The sequence below is a fragment of the Rhizobacter sp. SG703 genome, from assembly GCF_012275445.1.
GTDB lineage: Bacteria > Pseudomonadota > Gammaproteobacteria > Burkholderiales > Burkholderiaceae_C > Rhizobacter.
Window position 1 is genome coordinate 48,133 of sequence record NZ_JAAZQK010000005.1, and the last position, 24,632, is coordinate 72,764.

Genomic DNA, 24,632 nt, shown 5'->3' on the forward strand with positions numbered 1-24,632 from the left:
CGTGCAGTGTGGGCCGCGGCCTGCTCGCGGCGAAGGAAGGAAATCGCCGGTCGATCTGCGGTTTGCAACCCCGGCATGAGCTTCGGCGGGATTCGACGGCAGCTGCCTGCCGGGCCCTTGCCCCACCTCAACGACGCGGACATCCACCCCGCGGCAAGATCGAGGCTCCCCATTCGCGGAAGGCGCCCCATGTACCAACGCATCCTTGTCCCGGTCGACGGCAGCGACACCTCCAACCATGGGCTCGATGAGGCCGTCCAGCTCGCGAAGCTGACGCACGCAAAGCTGCGCCTGGTGCACATGGTCGACGAACTGAGCTTCGCGACCGGCTTCGGCGGCTATGCGGGCGACGTGGCCGCCGTGATGAAGAACGCCGGCAACGCGGTGCTGGCGCAAGGCGCGGCACGCGCGAAGGCAGCCGGTGTCGAGGCGGAGACCGCGCTGTTCGAGACGATGTCGAACCGGCTCGCGGATGTCGTCGTCGACGAGATCGGGCGCTGGCCGGCCGACGTGGTGGTGCTCGGCACGCACGGCCGCCGCGGCGTCGGGCGCTGGCTGCTGGGCAGCGATGCCGAGCAGATCCTGCGCAGCTCGCCGGTGCCGGTGCTGCTGGTGCGACCGCCCGCCGATTGATCGAGCGCAAGCCGGCGTCGCGCCGACAAGACACCAGGCCACGCTTCAAAACGCTTTGTTGAGAATAGTTCTTATCAGCCTGTAGACTCGCCGGCCAGGAGCGCTGGCAGACCGCCTTCCGCCGCGAGATCGATCGCCGCCGGCAACCCCACCCCCCTTCAGAGCAGGACGCGTCCGCCATCGGCTGCGCGTGGCGCAGCCATGCCCGCCGAAGTGCCGCGTCCAGCGCCGTTCGATCCCGACGTTGTATTTGGAGAAGCAGCAGTGAAGCAACCATTCCTGATGACGGCCTGCGCGCTCGCGGCCTGCGTGGCACTGGGCGATGCCCGGGCGCAAGAGGCCCGCACGGCCGACGCCACGGCCCCGCAGGCCAAGGCGCAAGAAACCACGCTCGACAAGGTCTCGGTGACCGGCAAACGCGCCCACCGCGTCTCCAAGGGCGCCACCGGCCTGCCGATGGAGGTGAAGGACACGCCGCAGACCATCAGCACCATCGACCAGGCCGAGATGGCCGATTTCGGCCTGACCGGCAGCAACGAAGCGCTGGGCCTGGCCACCGGCATCAACGTCGAGCAGTACGAAACCAACCGCGCGACCTTCAATGCGCGCGGCTTCGAGATCCAGCTGACGCAGGTCGACGGCCTGGGCATGACCAATTCGTGGGGCACCGTCGTCGGCCGCGAGGACACCTTCCTGTTCGAGCGCATCGAGCTGATCCGCGGCGCCAACGGGCTGCTGACCGGCGTCGGCAACGCATCGGGCACGATCAACTACATCCGCAAGCGCCCGAAGAACGAGGACGGCGGCCTGGCCAGCGTCACGCTCGGCTCCTACGGCCTGAAGCGCGTGGCGCTGGACTACAACAAGGTGCTGGCCGAGGATGGCTCGTGGGCTGGCCGGTTCGTCGTCGCCCACGAGCAGAAGGACGCCTGGATCCGCGACCTGCACAACGAACGCAGCTCGCTCTACGGCGTGGTCGACGGCCAGGTCGGCACCGACGGCGTGCTGACGCTGGGCGTCACCGCGGTCGACGCGAAGCAGGATTCGCCGATGTGGGGCTCGCTGACGCTGCTGCGCTCCGACGGCACGCAGGCCGACTTCGATGTCGGCTCGTCGACCTCGCAGAACTGGACCTACTGGAACAACAAGTCGTACAACGCCTTCGTCGAGTACGCCCACCACCTGTCCACCGACTGGGAGGCGAAAGCGACCTACAACTACCGCCACGGCAACGAATCGACACGGCTGCTGTATGCCTACTCGCCGACCGGCGTGCTGAACCCGGACAACACCGGCCTGGTCGTCTGGCCCTACCGCAGCGAAGGCAGCGCCGACAACCACGTGCTGGACGTCAACCTGAATGGCGAGGTCTCCGCGTTCGGTCGCCGGCACAGCCTGCTGTTCGGCGTGAGCCGGTCGCGCGAGAAGACCGCCGTCGACACCTTCGAGCCGTCGACCGACCTGTTGAACCCGCCGGCGCTGCCGGCCTTCCCCTATGGCGGCGACGCGTTCGCCGAACCGGCATGGGGCCCGCGCCAGCCCAGCACGCGCGGCGAGCAGACGCTGACCCGCCTGTACGCCGCCTCGCACCTGGCGCTGACCGATTCGCTGAAGGGCGTGCTCGGCGTCAACGCCGTGCGTCTCGCGCGCGAAGGCGCGTCGATCTACGGCACGGTAGCCACCAACACCGACTACCCGGTCACGAAGGAGACCAGCCCCTACGTCGGGCTCACCTACGACTTCACGCCCGGCCTCCTCGGCTACGTGTCGTACTCGGACATCTTCCAGAACCAGGACCAGACCGACCACGACGGCAAGTACCTGGACCCGATGAAGGGCGTCAACACCGAGGTCGGCGTGAAGGCCGAATGGCTGGACAAGTCGCTGCTGACGACCTTCGCGCTGTTCACCGCGAAGCAGGACGGCCTCGCGACCTATGCCGGCAAGATCACCGACGTCCCGACGACCGACCCGCGCTACAACCAGGACTGGTACGAGGGCAAGGACGTGAAGTCCAAGGGCTACGAGATCGAGGCCACCGGCCGCGTGGCCCGGGACACCAGGCTGACCGTCGGCTACACCCGCTTGATCCTGACCGGGCCGGACGGCAACGACATCTACGAATGGGTGCCGCGCAACACCGTCAACTTCCGCGTCGACACCCGTGTGCTGCCGGCCTTGCGCGTCGGCGCGGGCGGTCGCTGGCAGTCCGAGGTCAGCAAGATCGGCGGCGCGAAGCAGGGCGCTTACTTGGTGGCCAATGCGTTCGCGGCCTACGAGCTGACCCCGGCCGCGACGGTGCGCTTGAACGTCAACAACCTCTTCGACAAGAAGTACGTCACCGGGCTGGCCTACGGCGCGATCTACGGCGCGCCGCGGAATGTCGCGGTGTCGCTCGACTACAAGCTCTGACGCAAGCCACGGCCATCGCCCGGAGGCCCATCCGGGTGGGTCTTCAATGGGTCGTGACGGGGAGTCCCGGATTGGCATCCGGGCTGCGCATCTCGCTCAGCCACCGCGCGGCCTCGTCCGGCGACAGCGGCCGCGCATACAGGTACCCCTGCAGCACGTCGCAGCCCGCGGCGGTCGCGGCGCGCGCATGCTCGCGCGTCTCGACCCCTTCGGCCACCACGTCCAGGCGCAAGGCCGACGCGAGGTCGCAGATCGCCTTGACGACCGCGGTCGCGTCGGGTGCCGGCATCGGGTCGATCAGGCTGCGGTCGATCTTCACGGTGCGCAGCGGCAGGCTGCGCAGCATGTTCAGCGACGAGAAGCCGGTGCCGAAGTCGTCCAGCGCGACCTCGATGCCGTGCGCCCGCATCTGCCGGATCTGCTCGCGCGCCTGCTCCATGTAGGTCACCGCCGCGCTCTCGGTGATCTCCAGCGTCAGCAGCGCCGGCGGCACGTCGAAGTGCCGCAGTGTGCGCAGCACCAGTTCCGGGAAGCCCGGGTCCAGCAGCTGCAGCGGCGACACGTTCACCGCCACCGGCACCGTCTTGCCGAACGCGCCGCGCCATTCCGAGATCTGCTGGCAGGCCTGCGTCAGGATCAGGTTGCCCAGCGGGCCGATCAGCCCGGTGCGCTCGGCCGCCGGGATGAACTCCATCGGGCTGATGCGCCCGAGCCCCGGCCGGTCCCAGCGCACCAGCGCCTCGAAGCCGACCAGCGTCTTGTTCTGCGCATCGACCTTGGGCTGGTAGACCAGGCAGAACTCGTCGTTCTTCATGCCGGCGCGCAGCGCCTGCTCGGCGTCGAGCGACGCGCCCGAGCCGCGCTCGAAACGCTCCTCGGCGAACTGCACCGAGGTGCCGGGCGTGCGCTTGGCCTCGTGCATCGCGGCGTTGGCCGCGCGCAGCAGCGCCTCCGGCTCGCGCGCGGTGGCCGGGTAGGTCGCCATGCCCATCGAGACATCGAGGAAGAACTCGTGCTGCGGCAGCGCGAGCGGCTGCATCAGCAGCTGGCGCACCGCCTGCGCGACGGTGTGCGCGGTGCGGTCGCTTTCGCTGCCCGGCGCGAGCAACGCGAACTCGTCCTCGCCGAGGCGCATCACTTCGGCGCGCCCGGCCAGCGCCAGCTGCAGCGCGGCCGACAGCGAGCGCAGCACCGCATCGCCGATCGACGGGCCGTGTGCCTCGTTGAAGAGCTTGAAGCGGTCGACGTCCATCAGCACCAGCGCGAACGGCGTCGGCAATTCAGCCGCGCACAGGTCGCGCAGCCGCTGCAGCAGCGCGACGCGGTTCGGCAGGCCAGTCAGCTCGTCGTGCGTCGCCTGGTACAGCATCGCCTGCGCGGCGTCGTGCTGCGCGGTCTCGTCGGTCACCACCACCTGCTCGGCCGGACGGCCGTCCCAGTCGATGCGCCAGGCGCTGAAGCGCAGCTGGATCGGCGTGCCGTCGAAGCGGTAGCGCAGCCCCTGCCAGCTGGCCTGCGTCAGCTCGCCGGCGATGATCTTGCGGTGCCGGTCGCGCGCCTGCTCGCGCTCCTCGGGCGGCATCGTGGCCTCGCGCCACAGCGTCAGCACCTCGGTCAGCGAGCCCAGGCCGTAGATCTTCAGCAGCGCCGGGTTGGCGTACAGCAGGTCTTCGCCGCGCACCACCGCAACGCCCTGGTGCGAATGCTCGGTGAGCTGCAGGAAGCGGTCGCGCAGCCGGCCCGACTCCTCGTGCGAGCGGCGCACCGCGGCATGCAGCAGCGCGAGGCCGAGCGTCAACCGCAGCATCGCGGCCACCGTCGCCTGCACCGCGATGCCGGCCGCGCCCCAGAACACGAAGATGAACTGGTTGACGCCGAGCAGCATCAGCAGCAGCCCGGCCAAGCGCTCCGAGCCGCCCTGGCGCCACAGCCAGACGGTGGCCACGACGCCCGCGGCCACGTGCAGGCTCGCGCTGACCGCCTGCGCCGCCTGCACGTTCAGCGGCACCAGCAGCGCGGCGACCAGCAGCAGCACCGCGCCGAGCGCAAAGCCCTGCACCCGCGTCGGCGCGCGGCCGGCCAGGCGGGCGCTGCCGAGCAGCAGCAGCGACAGGTACAGCGCCGACACCGCGACGATCACGACCGTGCCGAGCGCCGACACGATGCCCTGGTTCTGCGCCTGCATCAGGTAGGCGGCGGGGATCATCGCCTGGCTCGCGAAGGCCCAGCCGAGGTCGCGCGAGAACAGCTGCGCCCGGTCGCTGCGCCAGGCGAGCAGCAGCGCCCAGCCGACGATCAGGTTGACGCAGGCGTTGATGGCGAGGGCGAGCGTCACGGGCCGGTCGCTTCCGCGCGGATCCAGTGGGCGGCGCGCTCGGCGATCATCAGCGTCGGCGCATTGGTGTTGCCGCTGGTGATGGCGGGCATCACGCTCGCATCGGCCACGCGCAGCCGCTTGACGCCGTGCACGCGCAGCTGCGCATCGACGACCGCGTCCGGGTCGTCGGCCGGGCCCATCTTCGCAGTGCCGACCGGGTGGAAGATGGTGGTGCCGATGTCGCCGGCCAGCCGCGCGAGTTCGTCGTCGCTTTCGAACTGGACGCCGGGCTTGATCTCCTTCGGGTGGTACGGAGCGAGTGCCGGCTGCGCGACGATGCGGCGGGTGACGCGCAGCGACGCCGCCGCGACCCGGCGGTCTTCGTCGGTGCCGAGGTAGTTGGCCCGGATCGACGGCGCGGCGGCGGCATCGGCGCTGCGGATGTCGATGCGCCCGCGGCTGGTCGGGTTCAGGTTGCAGACGCTGGCGGTGAACGCATTGAAGCGGTGCAGCGGCTGGCCGAACGCATCGAGCGACAGCGGCTGCACGTGGTACTGCAGGTTGGCATGGCGCTGCGACGGGTCGCTGCGGGTGAACGCACCGAGCTGCGACGGCGCCATGCTCATCGGGCCGCTGCGGCGCAGCAGGTACTCGGCGCCGATCATCGCCTTGCCCCACAGCGAGTTCGCCATCGCGTTCAACGTGCGCACGCCGTCGACCTCGTAGACGGCGCGGATCTGCAGGTGGTCCTGCAGGTTGCCGCCGACGCCGGGCGCATCGCGCATCACCATCAGGCCATGCTGCTGCAGCAGCGCGCGCGGGCCGATGCCCGACAGCTGCAGCAGCTGCGGCGTGCCGACCGCGCCGGTGCACAGGATCACCTCGCGCGCCGCGCGGGCGCGCACGCGCTCGCCGCCGCCCTGCGGGATCACCTCGACGCCGCTCGCCTGCGGCATGCCGTCCCACGAGCCGTCGCTCGGCCCCGGTTCGATCAGCAGGCGCGCGATCTGCGCGCCGGTCCAGACCTGCAGGTTCGGCCGCCGCAGCACCGGCCGCAGGAAGGCCTTGGCCGCATTCCAGCGGATGCCGTGGCGCTGGTTGACGTCGAAGTAGCCGACGCCTTCGTTGTCGCCGCGGTTGAAGTCGCTGCTGTGCGGGATGCCGGCCTGCTGCGCGGCCCGCGCGAACGCGTCGAGGATGTCCCAGCGCAGCCGCTGCTTCTCGACCCGCCATTCGCCGCCCGCACGCCGGCCGCTGCGGTCGAAGCCGGGCGCGGCATGGAATTCGTCGGCGCCCTTGTGGAAGTCTTCGTGCTGCTTGAAGAACGGCAGGCATTCCTGCCAGCTCCAGCCGGGGTTGCCGAACGCGCCCCAGTGGTCGTAGTCGCGCGCCTGGCCGCGCATGTAGATCATGCCGTTGATGCTGGAGCAGCCGCCCAGCACCTTGCCGCGCGGGTAGCGCAGCGAGCGGCCGTTCAGGCCCGGGTCTTCATCGGTGTGGTACAGCCAGTCGGTGCGCGGGTTGCCGATGCAGTACAGGTAGCCGACCGGGATGTGGATCCACAGGTAGTCGTCGTTGCCGCCGGCCTCGATCAGCAGCACGCTCTTCGTCGGGTCGGCGCTCAGCCGGTTGGCCAGCAGGCAGCCGGCGGTGCCGGCACCGCAGACGATGTAGTCGTAGGTGATCTCGCTCATCGCGACGGCCCCGGCGTCGGGTCGGGATGCCGGCGATGGCGCATTGCGTCCGGCGCACCGAAGCTGTCGAAGCTGAGCACATTCATGAAGCGGCATGGTACGACTGCCGTCGTCGCGCGGACGGCGCCCCGCACGCCGCCCGCTGCCAAGTTGTTGTGCTAAGTCGCGTCGACTTGTTGCAAGTTTGTTTCGGCCAGGCCGTGCCAGTCGAGCCGTCGGGTGGCGACCATCACGCCGGCGAGCACGCAGAACAGCAGCGCCGCCCCGGTGAGCAGCGAGGCCTGCTCCATCTGCAGCAGCACGTAGAGCGCGCCATACAACCCGGCGATGCCGGCACCGAACAGCGCGCCGGCTCGCCAGCCGCCCAGCATGTGCCGGCCGTAGAAGGCGAGCAGCCCGGCGCAGGCCCCGGCCGCGACGGCATACGACGGCGCGAAGGCCAGGTGCTCGGACAGCGCCAGCAACAGCAGGAAGAAGATGCTGATCGCACAGCCCACCAGCAGGTACTGGACCGGGTGGACGCGCCGGCGCCCGAGCAGCTCGACCATGCCGACCACGACGAAGGTCAGGCCGATGAAGAGCATGCCGTACTTGATCGCGCGATCGCTCAGCGAGTAGGGGTTCACCGGATCGATGAAGTCGATGTCGAAGGTGTCGATGCAGGGCTCGCCGCCGCCCCGCGCGCCGGGCTCGCACAGCCGAGCAGCGCCGTGCAGGAAGTCCTGCGGAGCCTGCGTGGCCAGCGCCGACACCGACCAGGTGGCGTCGAAGCCCTGGCTGCCGGTCTGCCGCGTCACCGGCAGGAAGCGGCCGTTGAACGACGGGTGGGGCCAGTCGCCGGCGATGTGCGCCCGGGCCTGGTTCGCCAGCGGCACGACGGCGAGCGACGATGTGCCGACCAGGTCCAGTGCGATGTCCAGCCGCAGCGGCGCCACGGCCTGGCGGCGCGCTTCGGGGAGCACGGCGCGCAAGCCAGCGAGGTACTTCTCATGCCCGGTCCCGGCCACCACCTCCAGCGGCTGGCCGTCCTGGCGCACGGCGGCCTGGCGGATGCCGCGCGCGTCGCTCAGCGCCAGCATCATCGCCGGCGCGTCGCACGCGATGCGCGAACCGGTGTGCTCGGCGGCGGGACGCAACGCGGTGAGCGGACCCCATTCAGCCGCCACCTGCAGCTGCGCCACGTAGGTGTTGACCTTGAACAGGCCGCGGTAGCGCGGCTCCATCGCGACACGCGCCTCGACCGACGCGCTGGCGGGGATGGCGCTGAGCGCGAACTCGCGGCGCTTCTCGACCTTCCTCGCGTCCTTGCCGCTGCCTTCGCGCTCGTCCCAGGTCTCGACGCAACGGCTGCGCAGCACCGGGCCGAGCACGGCCTGGCGGCCCGCTTGGCTGTCGGCGATGCTCTGTTCCGCCTCGAGCGAGCGCGCCTGGCGCTCGCCGACCAGGCCCTCGATGCGCATCAGCGCGATCGAGAGCAGTCCCACCACCACCAGGATCGCGAGACCCTTGGCCACCGCACGCTGCAATCTCATGTCCGCCTCCGGAGTTGAAGGGGCGGACTGTCGCGGGCACCGGTGAAGCGCCGGTGAAATCGCGATGAAGCCGGCTCAGTGGATGCTGCTCGCGAGGATCGGGAACAGCTTCACCAGCCCGTCCGACATCACCTCGACCGCCAGCGCCGCGAGGATCAGCCCCATCAGCCGCGTCATCACGTTGATGCCGGTCTTGCCGAGCACCCGCGCGATGCGGCCGGACGCGCTGAAGGCCAGCCACACCGCGATGCCGATCACCACGCCGTAGCCGACCAGCACCGCGATCTCCCACCAGTGCCGCGTCTTGTCGGCGTAGATCACCATCGTCGAGATGGTGGCCGGGCCGGTCAGCAGCGGGATGGTCAGCGGCACCACCGCGATGCTGTCGCCGGCATCGACCTTGGTGTTGCCCTCGGTGACGTCTTCCTGGCGCGTTTCGGCGGGCTGCGCGTTCAGCATCTGCAGCGCCGAGATCAGCAGCAGCGTGCCGCCGCCGACCTGGAACGATGCCAGCGAGATGCCGAAGAACTCGATGATCTTCAGCCCGGCGATCGCGCTGACGGCGATCACGATGAAAGCGCTGAACGCGGCGACGCGGATCGTGCGCTGGCGCTGTTCGCGGGTGAAGCCCCCGGTGAAATGGATGAAGAACGGGATCACGCCGATCGGGTTCACGATGGCGAGCAGGGCGATCAGCGGCTTGTAGATGTCCATGCGGCATTCTGCCGGTCCCTCAGCTGCCGCAGGTAGCGCAGGCCGGGCACGGCGCGCGCGCCGTACCAGCTCAGCAACTCGCCGTCGACCCGCTGCACGCGCGCCTGCGGGCACAGCGCCTGCGCCTGCGCGGCGTGCCGTTCGTCGAATGCGAACGGCTCCGAGCTCAGCAGCACGCGATCGACCTGCGCGAGCCAGGGCTCGTCGCCTCGAACCACCGGGTAGCGCGCCGCACCCTGCGGCCCGCCATGCTGCGCGGGCTCGGTGTGCCAGCCGATGCGCGCCAGCATGCGCGACAGGTAGGTGTCGCGCGCGACCGTCATCCACGGGTCGTGCCAGATCAGATAGAGCACGCGTTGCGACTGACGTTGGTCATCACGGGTTTCCCCTAGCTCGTGCTGCAGGGCCTCGCGCAGCGCGCCGGCGCGGTCGCGCACGCCGGGCTCGGCATCGAACACCGCCGCGACCTGGTCGACCAGCGCGAGGTTGTCCTCGGGACCGCACGGGTGCGTGACGACGACCTGCGCACCCATCTCGTGCAGCGCCGGCACGATGTCGTGCCGGTTCTCATCCACATTGACGAGCACGTGGGTGGGCGCGAGGCGCCGCAGCTTCCGGAGGTTCACCGCCTTGGTGCCTCCGACCTTGGGCACGCTGCGCACCGCGTCTGCCGGATGGATGCAGAAGCCGGTGCGCGCAACGAGACGCGGGCCGAGGCCCAGCTCGACGACGAGTTCGGTGAGGCTGGGCACGAGGCTGGCGATGCGGGGGCTCACGGGACCTTTCTTGCGGCGTACAGACAACACTTTTTGTTTCCCTCGCCTTGCAAGGGGTTTCCACAATTTGCACCGCTTCGCGCAATTACTCGATAATCAAAATTCTGTGTCTGGAAGCAGCGCCTTCACTTGAATGGTTCAGGATGGGTACAAGCTCCACATGGGTTCTCGTGACTTCAGGAAAGAAAGGCGCTCTCCATGGGCAATAAACTCTACGTCGGTAACCTCGCCTACAGCGTGCGCGACGACGATCTCCAGCAAGCATTCGCACAATTCGGCACCGTCTCGTCCGCCAAGGTCATGATGGACCGCGACACCGGCCGCTCCAAGGGCTTCGGCTTCGTGGAGATGGGCTCGGATGCGGAAGCTCAATCGGCCATCAACGGCATGAACGGCCAGGCCCTCGACGGCCGTGCGCTCGTCGTCAATGAGGCCCGTCCGCGCGAAGAGCGTCCGGGCGGCTTCGGTGGCGGCGGTGGCCGTTCCGGTGGCGGCGGCTTCGGCGGCGGTGGTGGCGGCTACGGCGGCGGCGGTGGTGGCGGCAGCCGCTCCGGCGGCGGCGGCTACGGCGGTGGTGGCGGTGGCCGCTCCGGCGGTGGCGGCGGCTACGGTGGTGGCGGCGGTCGCTCCGGCGGCGGTGGTGGCTACGGTGGTGGCGGCGGCGGCGGTGGCCGTGGCGGCTACTGATCAGTCCTCACGACCGATCAAGCCCTGACGAAAAGCGGTGAGTGCGAAAGCGCTCACCGCTTTTTTCATGGCCGCACTCAGCCGCGCCGGCGGGCCCGGCGGCGCCACAGCGCGCGCAGGCCCCAGCCGGCGAGCCCCAGCGCGACGACCCACGGCATCAGTCCGACCGCCGCGGTGATGAGCACGCCGATGCTCGTCGCGACGACATGGCCGGCGCCGCGCAGCGCGTCGGTGACCGGCTCCCACATGCCGGTCTCGAGGACCGAGGGCTGCGCCTGGAAGGTGATCGACACGTGCACCTTGTCGGTCTCGTTGGCCAGCACCTTGCGCTGCGAGGCCAGGCTGTCGAGCTCGCTCTGCACCTGGACCAGCTCGCGCTCGACCTCGATCAGGTCCTTCAGCTTCGCGCCGGGCGTCGACATCAGCACGCGCAGGTGGTCGCGGAACGCGGTCTGGTTCTTCAGCCGCGCCTCGGTGTCGAGCACGGTGTCCGTCTTGTCCTCGGCGGTGCGGGCGTTCAGGCCGGTGCGGCCGAGGCTGCTCATCCGCTTCAGGAAGGCGTCGAGCTGCTGCGGCGGCACACGGGCTTCCAGCGTCGCGGTGGCGGGGCGGCGCTCGTCGTTGCGCTCGAGTTCGGCGTTCAGCACCTCGCAGCCGGCGGCGGCGCAGGCGTCGGTCGCCTCGCGCCAGGCGGCCTCGACACCGTCGGCCGGGGTGAAGATCTGCAACGTGTGTCGCACCGCGACGTAGCGCCGGGTTTCGGAGGCGCCGTCGGCGGCGGCCCGCTCGGCCTGCGGCTGCTCGGGGGCGGTGCGCCGCTTCGCGAACTCGGCCGCGGGTGCCGCGGCGGGCGCTTGCGCCAGCACGGCGGTCTCGGCGGACATCGGCCCGCCACGCCCGCAGGCGGCCAGCGTGCTCACGACGAGGGACAAGGTCAACACGGGTACGAAGCGGCGCATCGGGCGTCTCACAGAAGTTCAGGTGGAGACTGATACGCGCGACGCGGCCCGACGGGGTGAACCCGTCACCGCGAAACCGCCGCGCTCACTCGCCCTGGCGTTTCTTGCGCGGCCGCCCGGCCAGCACCAGGTCGTAGAGCCAGTTCGGCAACGCGCGCAGCAGCTTCGCGACGACGCCCATCTGCCACGGGATCACCCGGTAGGTCACGCCGGCCTCGATCGCGCGGAAGGCCCGGTCGGCGAACACCTCGGGCTGCATCAGGAACGGCATGCCGTAGCGGTTCTCGCGCGTCAGCGGCGTGTCGATGTAGCCCGGGCCGAGCGTGACGACCTTGACACCGTCGGGCCGCAGCTCGCCGCGCAGGCTCTCGCAATAGGCGATGACCGCCGCCTTGCTGGAGCAATAGGCGCCATGGCCCGGCAGCCCGCGGATGCCGGCCACGCTCGCGATGCCGACCAGCGCGCCGCTGCGCCGCGCCCGCATCGCGGCGATGAACGGCTGGAAGGTGGCGGCCATCCCGAGGTTGTTGGTTTCGTAGGTGGCGCGCATCACCGCCAGGTCGTCGAACACCGCGGTGTCGATGCCGACGCTGATGCCGGCATTCGCGATCACCACGTCGGGCAGCCCCTGCGCCGCGATGCAGGCGCGGCCGACCGCGGTGATCGCGTCGATGTCGCGCACGTCGGCGGCATACACCGCGTAGCGCGCCGCGTCGAGCCGCTGCGCGTCGGCCCATTTGCGAACCTCGTCGGTGCGGCGCGCGACCAGCGCCAGCCGGTAGCCGGCCTGGTGGAAGCGCAGTGCGAGCGCCTGGCCGATGCCGCTGGAGGCGCCGGTGATGAAGACGAGGCGGCCCTCGCTCTTTTCAACAGCGTTCATTTCGCATCCCGCGGGCTGAAGACGGCCCGCATGCGTCCGCCGAACTTGATCACCCGGTCGAGGTGGCTGTAGTCCATGCTGTCGGCGCGCAGCTCGGTGCCGCCCTGGGTCACGGTGACCGGCAGGTGCGAACGGATGCGCTCGGTGTCGATGAAGGCGTGCAGGAACTCGCTGCGGAAGTCGATCGGCGGGCTGCCGTCGACGCCGTCGCGAACGATCTCGGCCTGGCCGACCAGCTGCACCTCGGTGGCGTCGCCGTTCGCGATGGCCTGGCGCGCGGTGGCATGCAGCACGCGGCCGTCGGGCCCGACGGCGCGCAACCGCACATTGTCGATCTCGACGGTGTCGGTGTCGGGGTAGTGGCGCAGCACGTCGCCCTCGATCTGTGCGCGCAGCTGGCCCTGCGGCGTGAAGCGCTGCAGCGCGAAATGGCGCATCTCGTAGTCGGGCACGTGACGCAGCGGCGCGGCAGTGCGCGGGTCGTCGGACAGCGGCGTGTTCTTGACCAGCCACCAGGTGCCCATCGCGAGCACGCCCATCAGCAGCAGCGGCAGGTAGGACGACAGCAGCTCGACCAGCCGCCAGCGCAGCGGCTGCGGCGTGCGCCGGCTGCCCGGCCGTGCCGCGGCCGGTGCCAGCGTGCCGGGCCGGCTGGCGGGGGGCGCCGTGTCAGCTTCCGCCATCGAGCGTGACGAGGTGTCCGCGCAGCAGCGCGGCATAGCGGCCGGTCGCGCTCAGCAGCAGGTCGCAGAACTCGCGCGCCGCGCCGTGTCCGCCGGCCGCCGCGGTGACGTGGTGCGCGATCGCACGCACCTCGACATGGCCGTTGGCTGGCGCGCAGGCCAGCGCGGCGCGCGCGAGCAACGGCAGGTCGGGCCAGTCGTCGCCGATCGCGGCCATCGCATCCCAGCCGATGCCGAGCGTGTCCATCAGGTGCTGCGCGGCGGCCAGCTTGTCGTGCACGCCGTACACCGCATGGGCGATGCCGAGGTCGTTGACGCGGCGGCGCACCGCCGGCGAGTCGCGGCCGGTGATGACGATCGGCGCGATGCCGCCCTGCGCCAGCAGCTTCAGCCCGTGGCCGTCGAGCGTGTTGAAGGCCTTGAACTCCTCGCCGCGCTCGCTGATGTAGATGCGGCCGTCGGTCAGCACGCCGTCGACGTCGAAGATCGCGGCGCGGATGTCCTGCGCCCGCAGCAGCAGCTCGGGCGCGAAGCCCAGCACCGGGGTGATGTCGTCGAGGGCCATCAGATCACCTTCGCGCGCATCAGGTCGTTGGTGTTGATGACGCCGACCAGCCGGTCGTCGGCGTCGACCACCAGCAGCACGGTGATGCGGTGCAGCTCCATCAGGTCGGCCGCATCGACCGCGAGCGCATCGCTGCGCACGCGCCGCGGGCTGCGGTGCATCACGTCGGCCGCGGTCAGCGCGCGCAGGTCGCGGCCCTGCTCGACGAGCCGGCGCAGGTCGCCGTCGGTGAAGATGCCGAGGATCTCGCCGCGCTCGCCGAGCACCGCGGTGGCGCCCAGGCCCTTGCGCGTCATCTCGCGCATGGTGTCGACGAACGGCGTCGACGGCGGCACCTGCGGCACGTCGTCGCCGCTGCGCATCACGTCGCGCACATGGGTCAGCAGCTTGCGGCCGAGGCTGCCGCCGGGGTGCGAGCGCGCGAAGTCTTCTTCGCGGAAGCCGCGTGCGTCGAGCAGCGCAACGGCCAGCGCGTCGCCGACCGCCATCTGCGCGATGGTGCTGGTGGTCGGCGCCAGGTTCAGCGGGCAGGCTTCCTGGTCGACCGCGCTGCTGATGGTGATGTCGGCATGGCTGGCCAGGCTGGAGTCGGGCCGGCCGGTCATCGCGACCAGCGTGACGCCCAGGCGCTTCAGCGCCGGCAGGATCGCCGCGAGCTCGTCGCTTTCGCCGGAGTTCGAGATCGCGAGCACCACGTCGCCGGGGGTGACCATGCCGAGGTCGCCATGGCTCGCTTCGGCCGGGTGCACGAACAGCGCCGGCGTGCCGGTCGAGGCCAGCGTGGCCGCGACCTTGCGGCCGACGTGCCCGCTCTTGCCCATGCCCATCACGACCACGCGGCCGCTGCATTGCAGCATCGCCCGCACCGCGTCGACGAAGCTGTCGCCCTGGCGCGCCTGCAGCGCCAGCAGCGCGCGGGCTTCGATGTCGAAGGTCTCGCGCGCCAGCTTCAGCACGCGTTCGGCATCAAAAGAAACGGCGGGAGGGGCGGTCAAGGGCACGGAGGGCAGCTTCGGTCCGATAGGATCCGGCGATTGTAGGCACGCACGTTGCGTTGGCGTTTCAATGGCATCCACTCTCGAACTCGTCCTGCTGTATCTCGTCGCCGCCGTCGCGGGCGTGGTGGCATGCCGTTCGCTGAAGTTGCCGCCGATGCTCGGCTATTTGACGGTCGGCGTGCTGATCGGCCCGAATGCCCTGGGTCTGGCCAAGGATTCGGCCGGCATGACCTACCTGGCCGAATTCGGCGTGGTGTTCCTGATGTTCGTGATCGGGCTCGAATTCAACCTGCCGAAGCTGAACAGCATGCGCCGGCTGGTGTTCGGCCTCGGGCTCAGCCAGGTGGCGATGACGGTGCTGGCCGCACTGGCCGGCAATGCGCTGCTCGGCTGGGGGCTGGCGCAGATCGGCCGCGGCTGGGGCCTGTCGTGGCAGAGCGCGTTCGCGCTCGGCGGGGCGCTCGCGATGAGCAGCACCGCGATCGTCGTCAAGCTGATGGCCGAGCGGCTCGAACTGGAAAGCGAGCACGGCCGTCGCGTGATGGGCGTGCTGCTGTTCCAGGACCTGGCCGTGGTGCCGTTCCTGGTGCTGATTCCGGCGCTGGGTTCGTCGCCCGACACGCTCGGCCCCGCGCTGGCCTGGGCCGCGCTGAAGGCGGTGGCCCTGCTCACCGTGCTGCTGGTCGGCGGTCAGCGCGTGATGCGCTGGTGGCTGACGCTGGTGGCGCGCCGCAAGAGCGAGGAGCTGTTCATCCTGAACCTGCTGCTGGTCACGCTGGGGCTGGCCTGGCTGACCGAGCACGCCGGGCTGTCATTGGCGCTCGGCGCTTTCGTGGCCGGCATGCTGATCGCCGAGACCGAGTACAAGCACCAGGTGGAGACCGACATCCGCCCGTTCCACGACGTGCTGCTCGGGCTGTTCTTCATCACGATCGGCATGAAGCTCGACGTCGAGATCGTGCTGCGGCAATGGCCGCTGGTGCTGGTGATGACGGTGCTGCCGGTGCTGTTCAAGTTCGCGCTGGTGACATTGCTGGCGCGGCTGGCGGGCGCGGCGCCCGGCGTCGCGCTGCGCACCGGCCTGTACCTCGCGCAGGCGGGCGAGTTCGGCTTCGTGCTGCTGACGCTGACCACGCAGGAGCACCTGATCCCGGCCCACCTGCAGAGCCCAGTGCTGGCCAGCATGGTGCTCAGCATGCTGGCCACGCCGTTCATCATCATGTACAGCAACCGCATCGTGATGCGGCTGAGTTCGAGCGACTGGCTGATGCAGTCGGTCGCGATGACCAGCATCGCGAAGCGCGCGATCAACACCGAAGCGCACGTGATCATCGCCGGCTACGGCCGCAGCGGCCAGAGCCTGGCGCGCATCCTGGACGGCGAGCACATCCCGTACATGGCACTCGACCTCGACCCCGACCGCGTGCGCCAGGCCGCGGCGGCCGGGCAGAGCGTGGTGTTCGGCGACGCCGCGCGGCTGCAGAGCCTGATGGCGGCCGGGCTGGCGCGCGCGAGTGCGGTCGTCGTCAGCTACCACGACACGCCGTCGGCGATGAAGATCCTGCACCTGGTGCAGGCGCACGCACCGACGGTGCCGGTGATCGTGCGCACGCTCGACGACAGCGACATCGAGCGGCTGCAGGCCGCCGGCGCGACCGAGGTGGTGCCGGAGGCGATCGAGGGCTCGCTGATGCTCGCGAGCCATGCGCTGGCGCTGGTCGGCGTGCCGATGCGGCGCGTGATCCGGGTCGTGCAGGACCAGCGCGATGCGCGCTACGGGCTGCTGCGCGGCTATTTCCATGGCGCCGACGACGACACCGTCGACGAGCTGCAGCAGGCGCGGCTGCTCAGCGTCAGCCTGCCGCCGGCGGCGACGTGGGTCGGCCAGCCGCTGTCGGCATTGGCGCTGCATGCGGTCGGCGTCACGGTGGTGTCGGTGCGCCGCGCGTCGGGCGCGGTGACGAAACCGCACGAGGCGCTGCTGCTGGCCGGCGGCGACACGCTGGTCTTGTCGGGGCTGCCCGAGCCGCTGGCGCTGGCGGAGAGCAAGCTGCTCGGCCGCTGAGCCGTCTTCCGCCGGCCTCGGCAGGGAACTGCCCCGACGGGTTCACAATGGCGCCCCGTTCCCGACGGCGAATCCCATGACCGCAGACACCATTCCCCAGGACCCAGCGCGCGACACGATCAAGCGCAGCATCCGCACCGTGCCCGACTGGCCGGAGCCGGGCGTGCAGTTCCGCGACATCACGCCGCTGCTGGCCGACCCGCGCACCTTCCGCATCCTGATCGACGAGTTCGTGCACCGCTACTTCGACGTGCGGCCGACCGCGATCGCCGGGCTCGACGCGCGCGGCTTCATCATCGGATCGGTGCTGGCCTACGAGCTCAACGTCGGCTTCATCCCGATCCGCAAGAAAGGCAAGCTGCCGTTCACCACGGTGCAGGAGACCTACGAGCTCGAGTACGGCTCGGCGACGGTCGAGATGCACACCGATGCGGTGAAGCCGGGCGATCGCATCGTGCTGGTCGACGACCTGATCGCCACCGGCGGCACGATGATGGCCGGCATGCGGCTGCTGCAGCGGCTGGGTGCGGTGGTGATCGAAGGCGCGGCGATCGTCGACCTGCCGGAGCTGCACGGCTCGCAGCGGCTGCGCGAAGCGGGGCTGCCGCTGTTCACGCTGGTCGACTTCGCGGGCCACTGAACAGCAGGGCCCGGCCGCGAAGCCGCTCAGGTCACCGGCGTCTGGCGCGTGATGTTGGCGCGCATCCGCAGCGCCATCACCGACCCGGCGGCCCGCACCAGTTCGAGGGCGAGGGCTGGCGTGCGCTGGGCCAGTTCTTCGAGGCGCGGACCGCGCAGCGCCCAGACGATGCACGGCGTCATCGCCTCGACGTTGGCCATGCGCGGGCCGTCGAGGAACAGCGCCGGTTCGCCGACCACCGAGCCGGCGCGCAGGATCGCGATGCGGTTGCTGCCGGGCGGCCCGCCCGTCACGAAGACCTGCAGCGAGCCCTGGCCGAGGAAGTACATGCTGCGGTCGGAGTCGCCTTGCTTGATCAGCAGGTCGCCGGCGCGGATGTCGTGGCGCGTGAGGTAGGGGCCGATGACGCGCCACTGGTCGGGCGTCAAACGGGCGCGAAAGGCGTCTTCCGCATTCAACGTTTGAATCGCTTGTGCCAACTGCTGCAGTTCCATCGTGTCCTCGGTGTGATATGACGCGGACTTGCGGGGCAAGTGCGTGAAAGTGACGCGATTATCGGCGTGTGTGACGGGCACCACAACAACTCGCGGCAAAACTTGTGCCCGCCGGTCACCGTCGCGGGCCCGTCTGTCGGGGCTCGTGTGACAAAAAGTGCTACTTGCCGATGCAGAAGCGGCTGAAGATCTCGCCGAGCAGGTCATCCGACGTGAACTCGCCGGTGATGTGCGACAACGCCGTTTGCGCGAGCCGCAGTTCTTCGGCGAGCAGGTCCAGCGCCGGGTCGGGCGAGGTCGCGAGTTCGAGCGCCAGCGCCAGGTGCTCCGCGGTGTGGCGCAGCGCGTCGACATGGCGAGCCCGCGCGATGAACAGCCCGTCGGGCGACGCATGCCAGCCGGCCAGTTGCAGCAGCAGGCGGCGCAGCGCGTCGAGCCCGGCGCCGGTGCGGGCCGACAGCGCGAGGTGGTGGCCGCGGCCGTCGGGCAGGCTCGGCATCGTCGCGAGGTCGCTCTTGCTGTAGACATGAACGATGCGCTCGCCATCACGCTGTGACCGTGTCTGCAACTGCGGCAACCTGGCCGCGATCCCGGCCTCCGCCGCGTCGTAGGCCGGCTCGCCGCGCCGCGTCAGGTCGTGCAGGAACAGTACCGCGTCGGCCCGCTCGATGGCGTCCCAGCTGCGCGCGATGCCGATGCGCTCGACCTCGTCGCCCGCCTCGCGCAGCCCGGCGGTGTCGATCACATGCACCGGCACGCCATCGATCTGGATCGTCTCGCTGACCTTGTCGCGGGTGGTGCCGGGGACCGGCGTGACGATCGCCAGCTCGGCCCCGGCCAGCGCGTTCAGCAACGAACTCTTGCCGACGTTCGGTTGCCCGGCCAGCACGATCTGCATGCCTTCGCGCAACAGCGCGCCCTGGCGTGCGCGGCCGAGCACGCCGGCCACATCGGCCGCGATCGTGCGCAGCCGTCCGAGCGCGTCCGCCTTCTGCAGGAAGTCGATCTCTTCTTCGGGGAAATCCAGCGTCGCCTCGACCAGCATGCGCAGCGAGACCAGCCGGTCGCGCAGCGCATGCACCTCGTCGGAGAACGCACCGCTCAGCGAACGGCTGGCCGAGCGTGCCGCGGCTTCGGTGCTGGCATCGATCAGGTCGCTGACGGCCTCGGCCTGCGCCAGGTCGAGCTTGTCGTTCAGGTAGGCCCGCTCGGTGAACTCGCCCGGCTCGGCCAGCCGCAGCCCCATCGCCCGCCCGGCATCGAGGCAGCGCGCCAGCAGCAACTGCAGCACGACCGGGCCGCCGTGCGCCTGCAGTTCGAGCACGTCTTCGCCGGTGTAGGAATGCGGCGCCGGAAAGTACAGCGCCAGCCCGCGGTCGATCGCCTGGCCTTGCGCATCGGTGAAGGGCAGGTAGGTGGCATGACGTGGCGCCAACGGGCGGGCGAACAGCGCCTCGACCAGCGGCTTCAGGTCGCGGCCCGAGGCCCGCACGATGCCGACGGCGCCGCGGCCGGGCGCGGTGGCGATCGCAATGACGGGGTCGTGGTGGCGCGGCAGCATGGCGGCGATTGTCCCGGAACGCCGGCCGACAATCGCCGGCCCTGAAACGACCAACCCGGGCGACGCGCGCGGCGTGGCCCGGGTTGAAGATGGCGCGGGGGGAAGCGCCGGTGCAGCAGGCTGCGAACCGAATCATCCTCCCGAGCCGCTGCCGTTCACGGCAGCGGGTCTGCCCCGCATTGAACCGGTTGGAGCGTCGGCGCAGTGCCGGCGTTCCAGGGCTGCATGGTCGCGCCGCCCGGGTCTTGCGGCAAGCCCCCGCATGGGGGGCCGCAAGCACGGGGGCGCTGTCGGCGCGCTACTTGCCGAGCACGCCCAGCTGCTTGTTGATCAGCCACTGCTGCGCGATCGACAGGATGTTGTTCGTCAGCCAGTACAGCACCAGGCCGGCCGGGAAGAAGAAGAACATCACCGAGAACACCAGCGGCATGATCCACATCATCTTGGCCTGCACCGGATCCGGCGGCGTCGGGTTCAGCCAGGTCTGCAGCAGGCTCGACGCCGTCATCAGCAGCGGCAGGATGAAGTACGGGTCCTTGGCCGACAGGTCGGTGATCCAGCCGATCCACGGTGCGTTGCGCATTTCGACCGTCGACAGCAGCACCCAGTACAGCGCGATGAAGAACGGCATCTGCGCAATGATCGGCAGGCAGCCGCCGATCGGGTTGACCTTCTCCTCGCGGTAGATGCGCATCATCTCCTGCTGCATCTGCTGCGGCTTGTCCTTCAGGCGCTCGCGCAGCTCCATCACCTTCGGGTTGATGGCCTTCATCTTGGCCATCGAGCGGTAGGCGCTGGCATTGAGCCAGTAGAACGCGATCTTCAGCAGCACGACCAGCGCGATGATGGACCAGCCCCAGTTGCCGATCAGCTTGTGCAGCTGCGTCAGGATCCAGAACAGCGGCTCGGCCAGGATCTTGAAGTAGCCGTAATCCTTCACCAGCTCGAGGCCGGGCGCCAGCGCGGCGAGCTTGTGCTCCTCCTGCGGGCCGACGAAGAGCTGCGCGTCGAAGGTCTTCGTGGCGTTCGGTGCGATGTCGCCCAGCGGCACGGTCATGCCGACCTGGTAGACGTGCGCCGGGCCGCCGGTCACGTCGTTCGTGACGTCGGCCTTGCCGGTGAAGTATTCGCGCGGCTGCTTCGCGCCGTCGGCCTTGTCGATCAGCCAGGCGGACGTGAAGTAGTGCTGCACCATCGCGACCCAGCCGCTGTCGGCCGTCGTGACGTGGTCGGGGGCATCGTGGGCGCCGCGCTTCTCGATGCTCTTGAAGTCGACCTTCGTGAAGTGCTTGCTTTCCTCGTAGATCGCCGGGCCGGTGAAGGTGGAATAGAAGCTCGAGCCGCCGGTGCCGTCGTTGCCGTCGCGCACCAGCTGCAGGTACAGCCGCGCATTGACCGGCGCGCCCGACGCGTTGGTGATCTCGTTGTGCACGCCGATCACGTAGTCGCCGCGCTTGAAGGTGTAGGTCTTCACCAGCTTGACGCCGTTGACCACCGGCGATTCGAAGCGCACCTGCAGCTCGTTGCTGCCGTCCTTCAGCGTGCGTTCGCCGGGGACCAGGCTCATCACCGTCAGGTGGTTCGGCAGGCCGCTGCCGCCCGCAGCCGGGATCAGGCCGCTCTGCGCGACATACAGGCGTTGCGCCGACTCGTCCAGCACGACGACATTCTTCTTCTGGAACTGTTCGTCATGGCGCGGCGTCATGCCGACCAATTCCTGCACCTTCTGCCACAGGTCCTGCTGCAGCTGCTCGTGCTGGGTCAGCAGCTCGACGCGTGCCAGCGTGCCGCCCTTGCTGTCGAGCGTCGCCTTCACCAGGTCGGTCTGGATGACTACCCGCTCGGACACCACCGCCGACGCGGCCGGTGCGGCAGGCACCGCTGCGGTCGCCGTCGTGGTCGAGCCGGTGGCGGCCGTCGGCACGCCGGCCGGCGCGCTGCCCGGACCCGCCGCGGCGACCGGCGCCGTCGTCACCGGCTGCGGCCCGAACAACGACGGTTGACCGTTGTGCCGGCTCCAGGCGTCCCAGATCAGGACGAGCGACATCGAGAACACCACCCACAGCAGGGTGCGGCGCATATCGGTCATGGGAGAGTCTCTTCGCGGGAAAGGGGGGAGGGAATGCGGGACGCCGGATGAGCGGCTGACGTCGGGTCGGACATGGGGCTGGAACGCCCGGCCGCAAGCCGGGTGAACAAGCCACCGAGCGCGTCAGGCACCGGGTCGTGGCCGCCATTGCACCACGGGTGGCAACGCGCCAGCCGGTGCAGCGTCAGGTAGCTGCCGCCGATCGCGCCATGCCGCTCCAGGGCCTGCAGCGAATACACCGAGCAGGTCGGCTCGAACCGGCAGGCACTGCCGAGCCACGGGCTCAGGAAGAAGCGGTAGCCGCGCACCAGCGTCATCAGCAGGCGTTGCGGCGCGGACTTCAACAACTCGATCCACCGCCCCATCGTCAGGCTCCTGTCCGGGCAGCTTTCGCCATCACCGCCAGCAGTTCGTTGCCGGCCACCGTGCGCAGCGCGTCGGATGCCGCGCTAGGAAACAGCTTGCGATCGAACGGGCTGCGCAGCCGGATCACCCACAGACCGCTCGGCAAGCCGACCTGCGCATGCACGACGCGCCGGATCTGGCGCTTCAGCAGGTTGCGCGTGACGGCCCGCTTGGCATGCCGTTTCGGCACCACCGCGCCGAGCCAGCAGGCGCCTTCGGGCAAGTCATCCACAGCGGCGCCCTGAAGAGGTGCCTCGCCTGTTGACAACTTGTGGGCAGCGTGTCGGACAGCAGCCACTTTGACGGCAGGCCGGGCGGCCAGGAAATGAACGGCGAAATGCGTGCTGCGGGCCCGGGTGGGCGCCGCGAGCACGCGCTCGAAGTCAACCGATTGAACGATTCGCCCGATCACGGTGCCGCCCTGGACGCCACGCTGGGCGCTGGTTGGGCGTTGGTGGCACTTGACGCCGAAGCGGCAGGTGCCGTCGATGCGGTGACTGCAGCTACTGCAACCGGCCTCAGACGGCCAGGCGCTTGCGGCCCTTGGCGCGACGTGCGTTGATGACCGCACGGCCGCCGCGGGTCTTCATGCGCACGAGGAAACCGTGGGTGCGGGCGCGGCGGGTCTTCGAAGCTTGGTAAGTGCGTTTCATGATGATCAGTCCTGCAAAAAGGGGCCCCAAGTCACGCGGTGCTCACGCGCTGCTCACGTGATGTTCACGCGGTGCTCACCTTGATCAACAAGAGTCGTCACAAGAGCCGAGCCTTCGGGAAACCCACTATTACACCAAAAACCCCCAGTCTAGTCAAAGACTTGCACGGCAGCATGCGCCCGTGCGGCGGTTGCATCCCGCTGCACAAGACTGTGGATAACCCCGCCCGGCGGGCCGGTTGCACCGTAGAATCCGGCCGCTCCGAGAAGAACTTTTCCACAACATGAGCGCTGATCTCTGGCAGCGCGGCTGCGAGCGTTTGGCAGCCGAACTGCCCGAACAACAATTCAACACCTGGATCCGCCCGCTGCCCGCTGCCGACGTCACCGACCAAGGCATCTCCGGCGCGGTGGCATCACTGCGTGTGCCCAATCGGTTCAAGCTCGACTGGATCCGCAACCAATACGCCGGCCGCATCGAGGCCGTGCTGAGCGAACTCGCCGGCAAGCCGGTGCGGCTCGACCTGATGCTCGCGCCGCGCGACAACCCGGCGCCGATCGGCAGCTTCCGCGGCGACGGCCCGGTGCCGATCGCCCGCGCGCTCGGGCCGGCGCGGCCAGCCAGTGCCGACGGTGGCGATGTCGCGACGCTGGGCGCGCCCGCCGTGGCCGTGCCGCGCAGCCCGTCGGCCGCGAACGCCGCGCTGCCGCGTCACCGCCTGAACCCCGCGCTGACCTTCGGCTCGCTGGTGGCCGGCCGCGCGAACCAGATGGCCCGCACCGCGGCGCTGCACGTCGCCGGCGCGCCGGGGCAGATGTACAACCCGCTCTTCATCTACGGCGGCGTCGGCCTCGGCAAGACCCACCTGGTGCACGCCGTCGGCAACGCGCTGCTGGCCGACCGCACCGATGCCCGCGTGCTCTACCTGCACGCCGAGCAGTTCATCACCGACGTCGTCAAGAACTACCAGCGCAAGACCTTCGACGAGCTGAAGGCCAAGTACCACTCGCTGGACCTGCTGCTGATCGACGACGTGCAGTTCTTCGCCGGCAAGGAGCGCACGCAGGAGGAGTTCTTCAACGCCTTCGAGGCGCTGCTGGCCAAGCGGGCCCACATCATCATGACCAGCGACACCTACCCGAAGGGGCTGGTGGACATCGACGAGCGGCTGACCTCGCGCTTCGATGCCGGCCTGACGGTCGCGATCGAACCGCCGGAACTCGAGATGCGCGTCGCGATCCTGATGCGCAAATCGGATGCCGAAGGCACCGCGATGCCGGAGGACGTGGCCTTCTTCGTCGCGAAGAACGTGCGGGCCAACGTGCGCGAGCTCGAAGGGGCGCTGCGCAAGATCCTGGCGTACTCGCGCTTCTCGCACAAGGACATCAACATCCAGCTGGCCCGCGAGGCGCTGAAGGACCTGCTGTCGATCCAGAACCGCCAGGTCGGCGTCGAGAACATCCAGAAGACGGTGGCCGACTTCTACAAGATCAAGGTCGCCGACATGTACAGCAAGAAGCGCCCGGCCAGCATCGCGCGGCCGCGCCAGATCGCGATGTACCTGGCCAAGGAAATGACGCAGAAGAGCCTGCCCGAGATCGGCGAGCTGTTCGGCGGGCGCGACCACACGACGGTGCTGCACGCGGTGCGCAAGATCGCCGGCGAGCGCCAGAAGAACACGGAGTTGAACCAGCAGCTGCACGTGCTGGAACAGACGCTGAAAGGCTGAACGACGCTGCTGACACCAATGCGTGGGGATGTCAAAGCACAAGCCTGGGGACAACTCTCGAACAACAGCCGAGATGTCCACAGGCCAGGCGGGTCCGGGAAAGTTGTTGCGTGCGAGTCCCGGAGTTCAAGGCCGGCTGCACACAG

Annotated in this window: 22 protein-coding genes; 6 read left to right on the forward strand and 16 right to left on the reverse strand. The window is 69.6% G+C overall.

The window, feature by feature from the left end; translation table 11 throughout:
* The first annotated feature begins 189 nt into the window (after window positions 1–189).
* Together FHT26_RS10980 and FHT26_RS10985 are read left to right on the forward strand one after the other, a co-directional pair.
* Window positions 190–633 carry a universal stress protein gene (locus FHT26_RS10980; protein ID WP_168560183.1) on the forward strand — a complete coding sequence of 148 codons (444 nt, stop codon included), beginning with the start codon at window positions 190–192 and terminating at the stop codon, window positions 631–633.
* Between the two features lie 264 nt (window positions 634–897).
* Window positions 898–3,045: a TonB-dependent siderophore receptor gene (locus FHT26_RS10985; RefSeq protein WP_349238126.1), complete on the forward strand. Its 2,148-nt coding sequence runs from the start codon at window positions 898–900 to the stop codon at window positions 3,043–3,045.
* A gap of 43 nt (window positions 3,046–3,088) precedes the next feature.
* Here the strand turns inward: FHT26_RS10985 and FHT26_RS10990 are convergent, their stop codons facing one another.
* The 5 genes from FHT26_RS10990 to FHT26_RS11010 form a co-directional block, all read right to left on the reverse strand.
* Window positions 3,089–5,380 (reverse strand): EAL domain-containing protein, encoded by a 2,292-nt coding sequence (locus FHT26_RS10990; protein WP_168560184.1) that lies wholly within the window; start codon window positions 5,378–5,380, stop codon window positions 3,089–3,091.
* Window positions 5,377–7,056 (reverse strand): GMC family oxidoreductase, encoded by a 1,680-nt coding sequence (locus FHT26_RS10995; protein ID WP_168560185.1) that lies wholly within the window; start codon window positions 7,054–7,056, stop codon window positions 5,377–5,379. Before FHT26_RS10995 ends, FHT26_RS10990 begins: the two co-directional genes overlap by 4 nt.
* Before the next feature lie 158 nt (window positions 7,057–7,214).
* Window positions 7,215–8,588, reverse strand: coding sequence for a cell envelope integrity protein CreD (creD, locus tag FHT26_RS11000; protein WP_168560186.1), 1,374 nt, complete (start codon window positions 8,586–8,588; stop codon window positions 7,215–7,217).
* 75 nt (window positions 8,589–8,663) lie between these two features.
* Window positions 8,664–9,302: a MarC family protein gene (locus tag FHT26_RS11005; protein ID WP_056802809.1), complete on the reverse strand. Its 639-nt coding sequence runs from the start codon at window positions 9,300–9,302 to the stop codon at window positions 8,664–8,666.
* Window positions 9,281–10,078, reverse strand: a complete 798-nt coding sequence (locus FHT26_RS11010) for a helical backbone metal receptor (RefSeq protein WP_349238127.1) — start codon at window positions 10,076–10,078, stop codon at window positions 9,281–9,283. The genes FHT26_RS11005 and FHT26_RS11010 overlap by 22 nt, the downstream gene beginning before the upstream one ends.
* Before the next feature lie 198 nt (window positions 10,079–10,276).
* Here FHT26_RS11010 and rbp point away from each other — a divergent pair, with 198 nt between their 5' ends.
* Entirely contained in the window at window positions 10,277–10,765 is a 489-nt protein-coding gene (gene rbp, locus FHT26_RS11015) for an RNA-binding regulator (RefSeq protein WP_168560188.1), read from the forward strand.
* Window positions 10,766–10,842: 77 nt separating this feature from the next.
* Here rbp and FHT26_RS11020 read toward each other — a convergent pair whose 3' ends face one another.
* From FHT26_RS11020 to FHT26_RS11040, 5 genes are all read right to left on the reverse strand, one after another.
* Window positions 10,843–11,724, reverse strand: coding sequence for a DUF4349 domain-containing protein (locus FHT26_RS11020; RefSeq protein ID WP_168560189.1), 882 nt, complete (start codon window positions 11,722–11,724; stop codon window positions 10,843–10,845).
* 85 nt (window positions 11,725–11,809) lie between these two features.
* A complete protein-coding gene (locus tag FHT26_RS11025; RefSeq protein ID WP_168560190.1) occupies window positions 11,810–12,604 on the reverse strand; it encodes an SDR family oxidoreductase in 795 nt (264 codons plus the stop codon).
* On the reverse strand, window positions 12,601–13,287 hold the full coding sequence (gene lptC / locus FHT26_RS11030) for an LPS export ABC transporter periplasmic protein LptC (RefSeq protein ID WP_168560191.1): 687 nt from the start codon (window positions 13,285–13,287) through the stop codon (window positions 12,601–12,603). The genes FHT26_RS11025 and lptC overlap by 4 nt, the downstream gene beginning before the upstream one ends.
* On the reverse strand, window positions 13,274–13,852 hold the full coding sequence (locus FHT26_RS11035; protein WP_168560192.1) for a KdsC family phosphatase: 579 nt from the start codon (window positions 13,850–13,852) through the stop codon (window positions 13,274–13,276). Before FHT26_RS11035 ends, lptC begins: the two co-directional genes overlap by 14 nt.
* Window positions 13,852–14,862: a KpsF/GutQ family sugar-phosphate isomerase gene (locus tag FHT26_RS11040; RefSeq protein WP_490362785.1), complete on the reverse strand. Its 1,011-nt coding sequence runs from the start codon at window positions 14,860–14,862 to the stop codon at window positions 13,852–13,854. The genes FHT26_RS11035 and FHT26_RS11040 overlap by 1 nt, the downstream gene beginning before the upstream one ends.
* A gap of 55 nt (window positions 14,863–14,917) precedes the next feature.
* On the opposite strand from FHT26_RS11040, the gene FHT26_RS11045 reads away from it, so the two are divergent.
* Window positions 14,918–16,915 carry a monovalent cation:proton antiporter family protein gene (locus tag FHT26_RS11045; RefSeq protein WP_168560194.1) on the forward strand — a complete coding sequence of 666 codons (1,998 nt, stop codon included), beginning with the start codon at window positions 14,918–14,920 and terminating at the stop codon, window positions 16,913–16,915.
* 76 nt (window positions 16,916–16,991) lie between these two features.
* Complete coding sequence (locus FHT26_RS11050; RefSeq protein WP_168560195.1) at window positions 16,992–17,555, forward strand: adenine phosphoribosyltransferase; 564 nt, start codon at window positions 16,992–16,994, stop codon at window positions 17,553–17,555.
* A gap of 26 nt (window positions 17,556–17,581) precedes the next feature.
* On the opposite strand, the gene FHT26_RS11055 is transcribed toward FHT26_RS11050, so the two are convergent.
* The 6 genes from FHT26_RS11055 to rpmH all read right to left on the reverse strand — a co-directional run bounded on the left by FHT26_RS11055 (window position 17,582) and on the right by rpmH (window position 22,757).
* Entirely contained in the window at window positions 17,582–18,049 is a 468-nt protein-coding gene (locus tag FHT26_RS11055) for a cyclic nucleotide-binding domain-containing protein (protein ID WP_168560196.1), read from the reverse strand.
* Window positions 18,050–18,209: 160 nt separating this feature from the next.
* Window positions 18,210–19,610, reverse strand: a complete 1,401-nt coding sequence (gene mnmE / locus FHT26_RS11060) for a tRNA uridine-5-carboxymethylaminomethyl(34) synthesis GTPase MnmE (RefSeq protein WP_168560197.1) — start codon at window positions 19,608–19,610, stop codon at window positions 18,210–18,212.
* A 298-nt stretch (window positions 19,611–19,908) separates the two neighbouring features.
* Complete coding sequence (yidC, locus tag FHT26_RS11065; RefSeq protein WP_168560198.1) at window positions 19,909–21,699, reverse strand: membrane protein insertase YidC; 1,791 nt, start codon at window positions 21,697–21,699, stop codon at window positions 19,909–19,911.
* Complete coding sequence (gene yidD / locus FHT26_RS11070; protein WP_168560199.1) at window positions 21,696–22,064, reverse strand: membrane protein insertion efficiency factor YidD; 369 nt, start codon at window positions 22,062–22,064, stop codon at window positions 21,696–21,698. The genes yidC and yidD overlap by 4 nt, the downstream gene beginning before the upstream one ends.
* A 2-nt stretch (window positions 22,065–22,066) precedes the next feature.
* Window positions 22,067–22,516: a ribonuclease P protein component gene (locus FHT26_RS11075; RefSeq protein WP_349238128.1), complete on the reverse strand. Its 450-nt coding sequence runs from the start codon at window positions 22,514–22,516 to the stop codon at window positions 22,067–22,069.
* 106 nt (window positions 22,517–22,622) lie between these two features.
* Window positions 22,623–22,757, reverse strand: a complete 135-nt coding sequence (rpmH, locus tag FHT26_RS11080) for a 50S ribosomal protein L34 (protein WP_047486751.1) — start codon at window positions 22,755–22,757, stop codon at window positions 22,623–22,625.
* A gap of 283 nt (window positions 22,758–23,040) precedes the next feature.
* Between rpmH and dnaA the strand changes: the two genes are divergently transcribed.
* A complete protein-coding gene (gene dnaA, locus FHT26_RS11085; RefSeq protein WP_168560200.1) occupies window positions 23,041–24,486 on the forward strand; it encodes a chromosomal replication initiator protein DnaA in 1,446 nt (481 codons plus the stop codon).
* Window positions 24,487–24,632 lie beyond the last annotated feature (146 nt).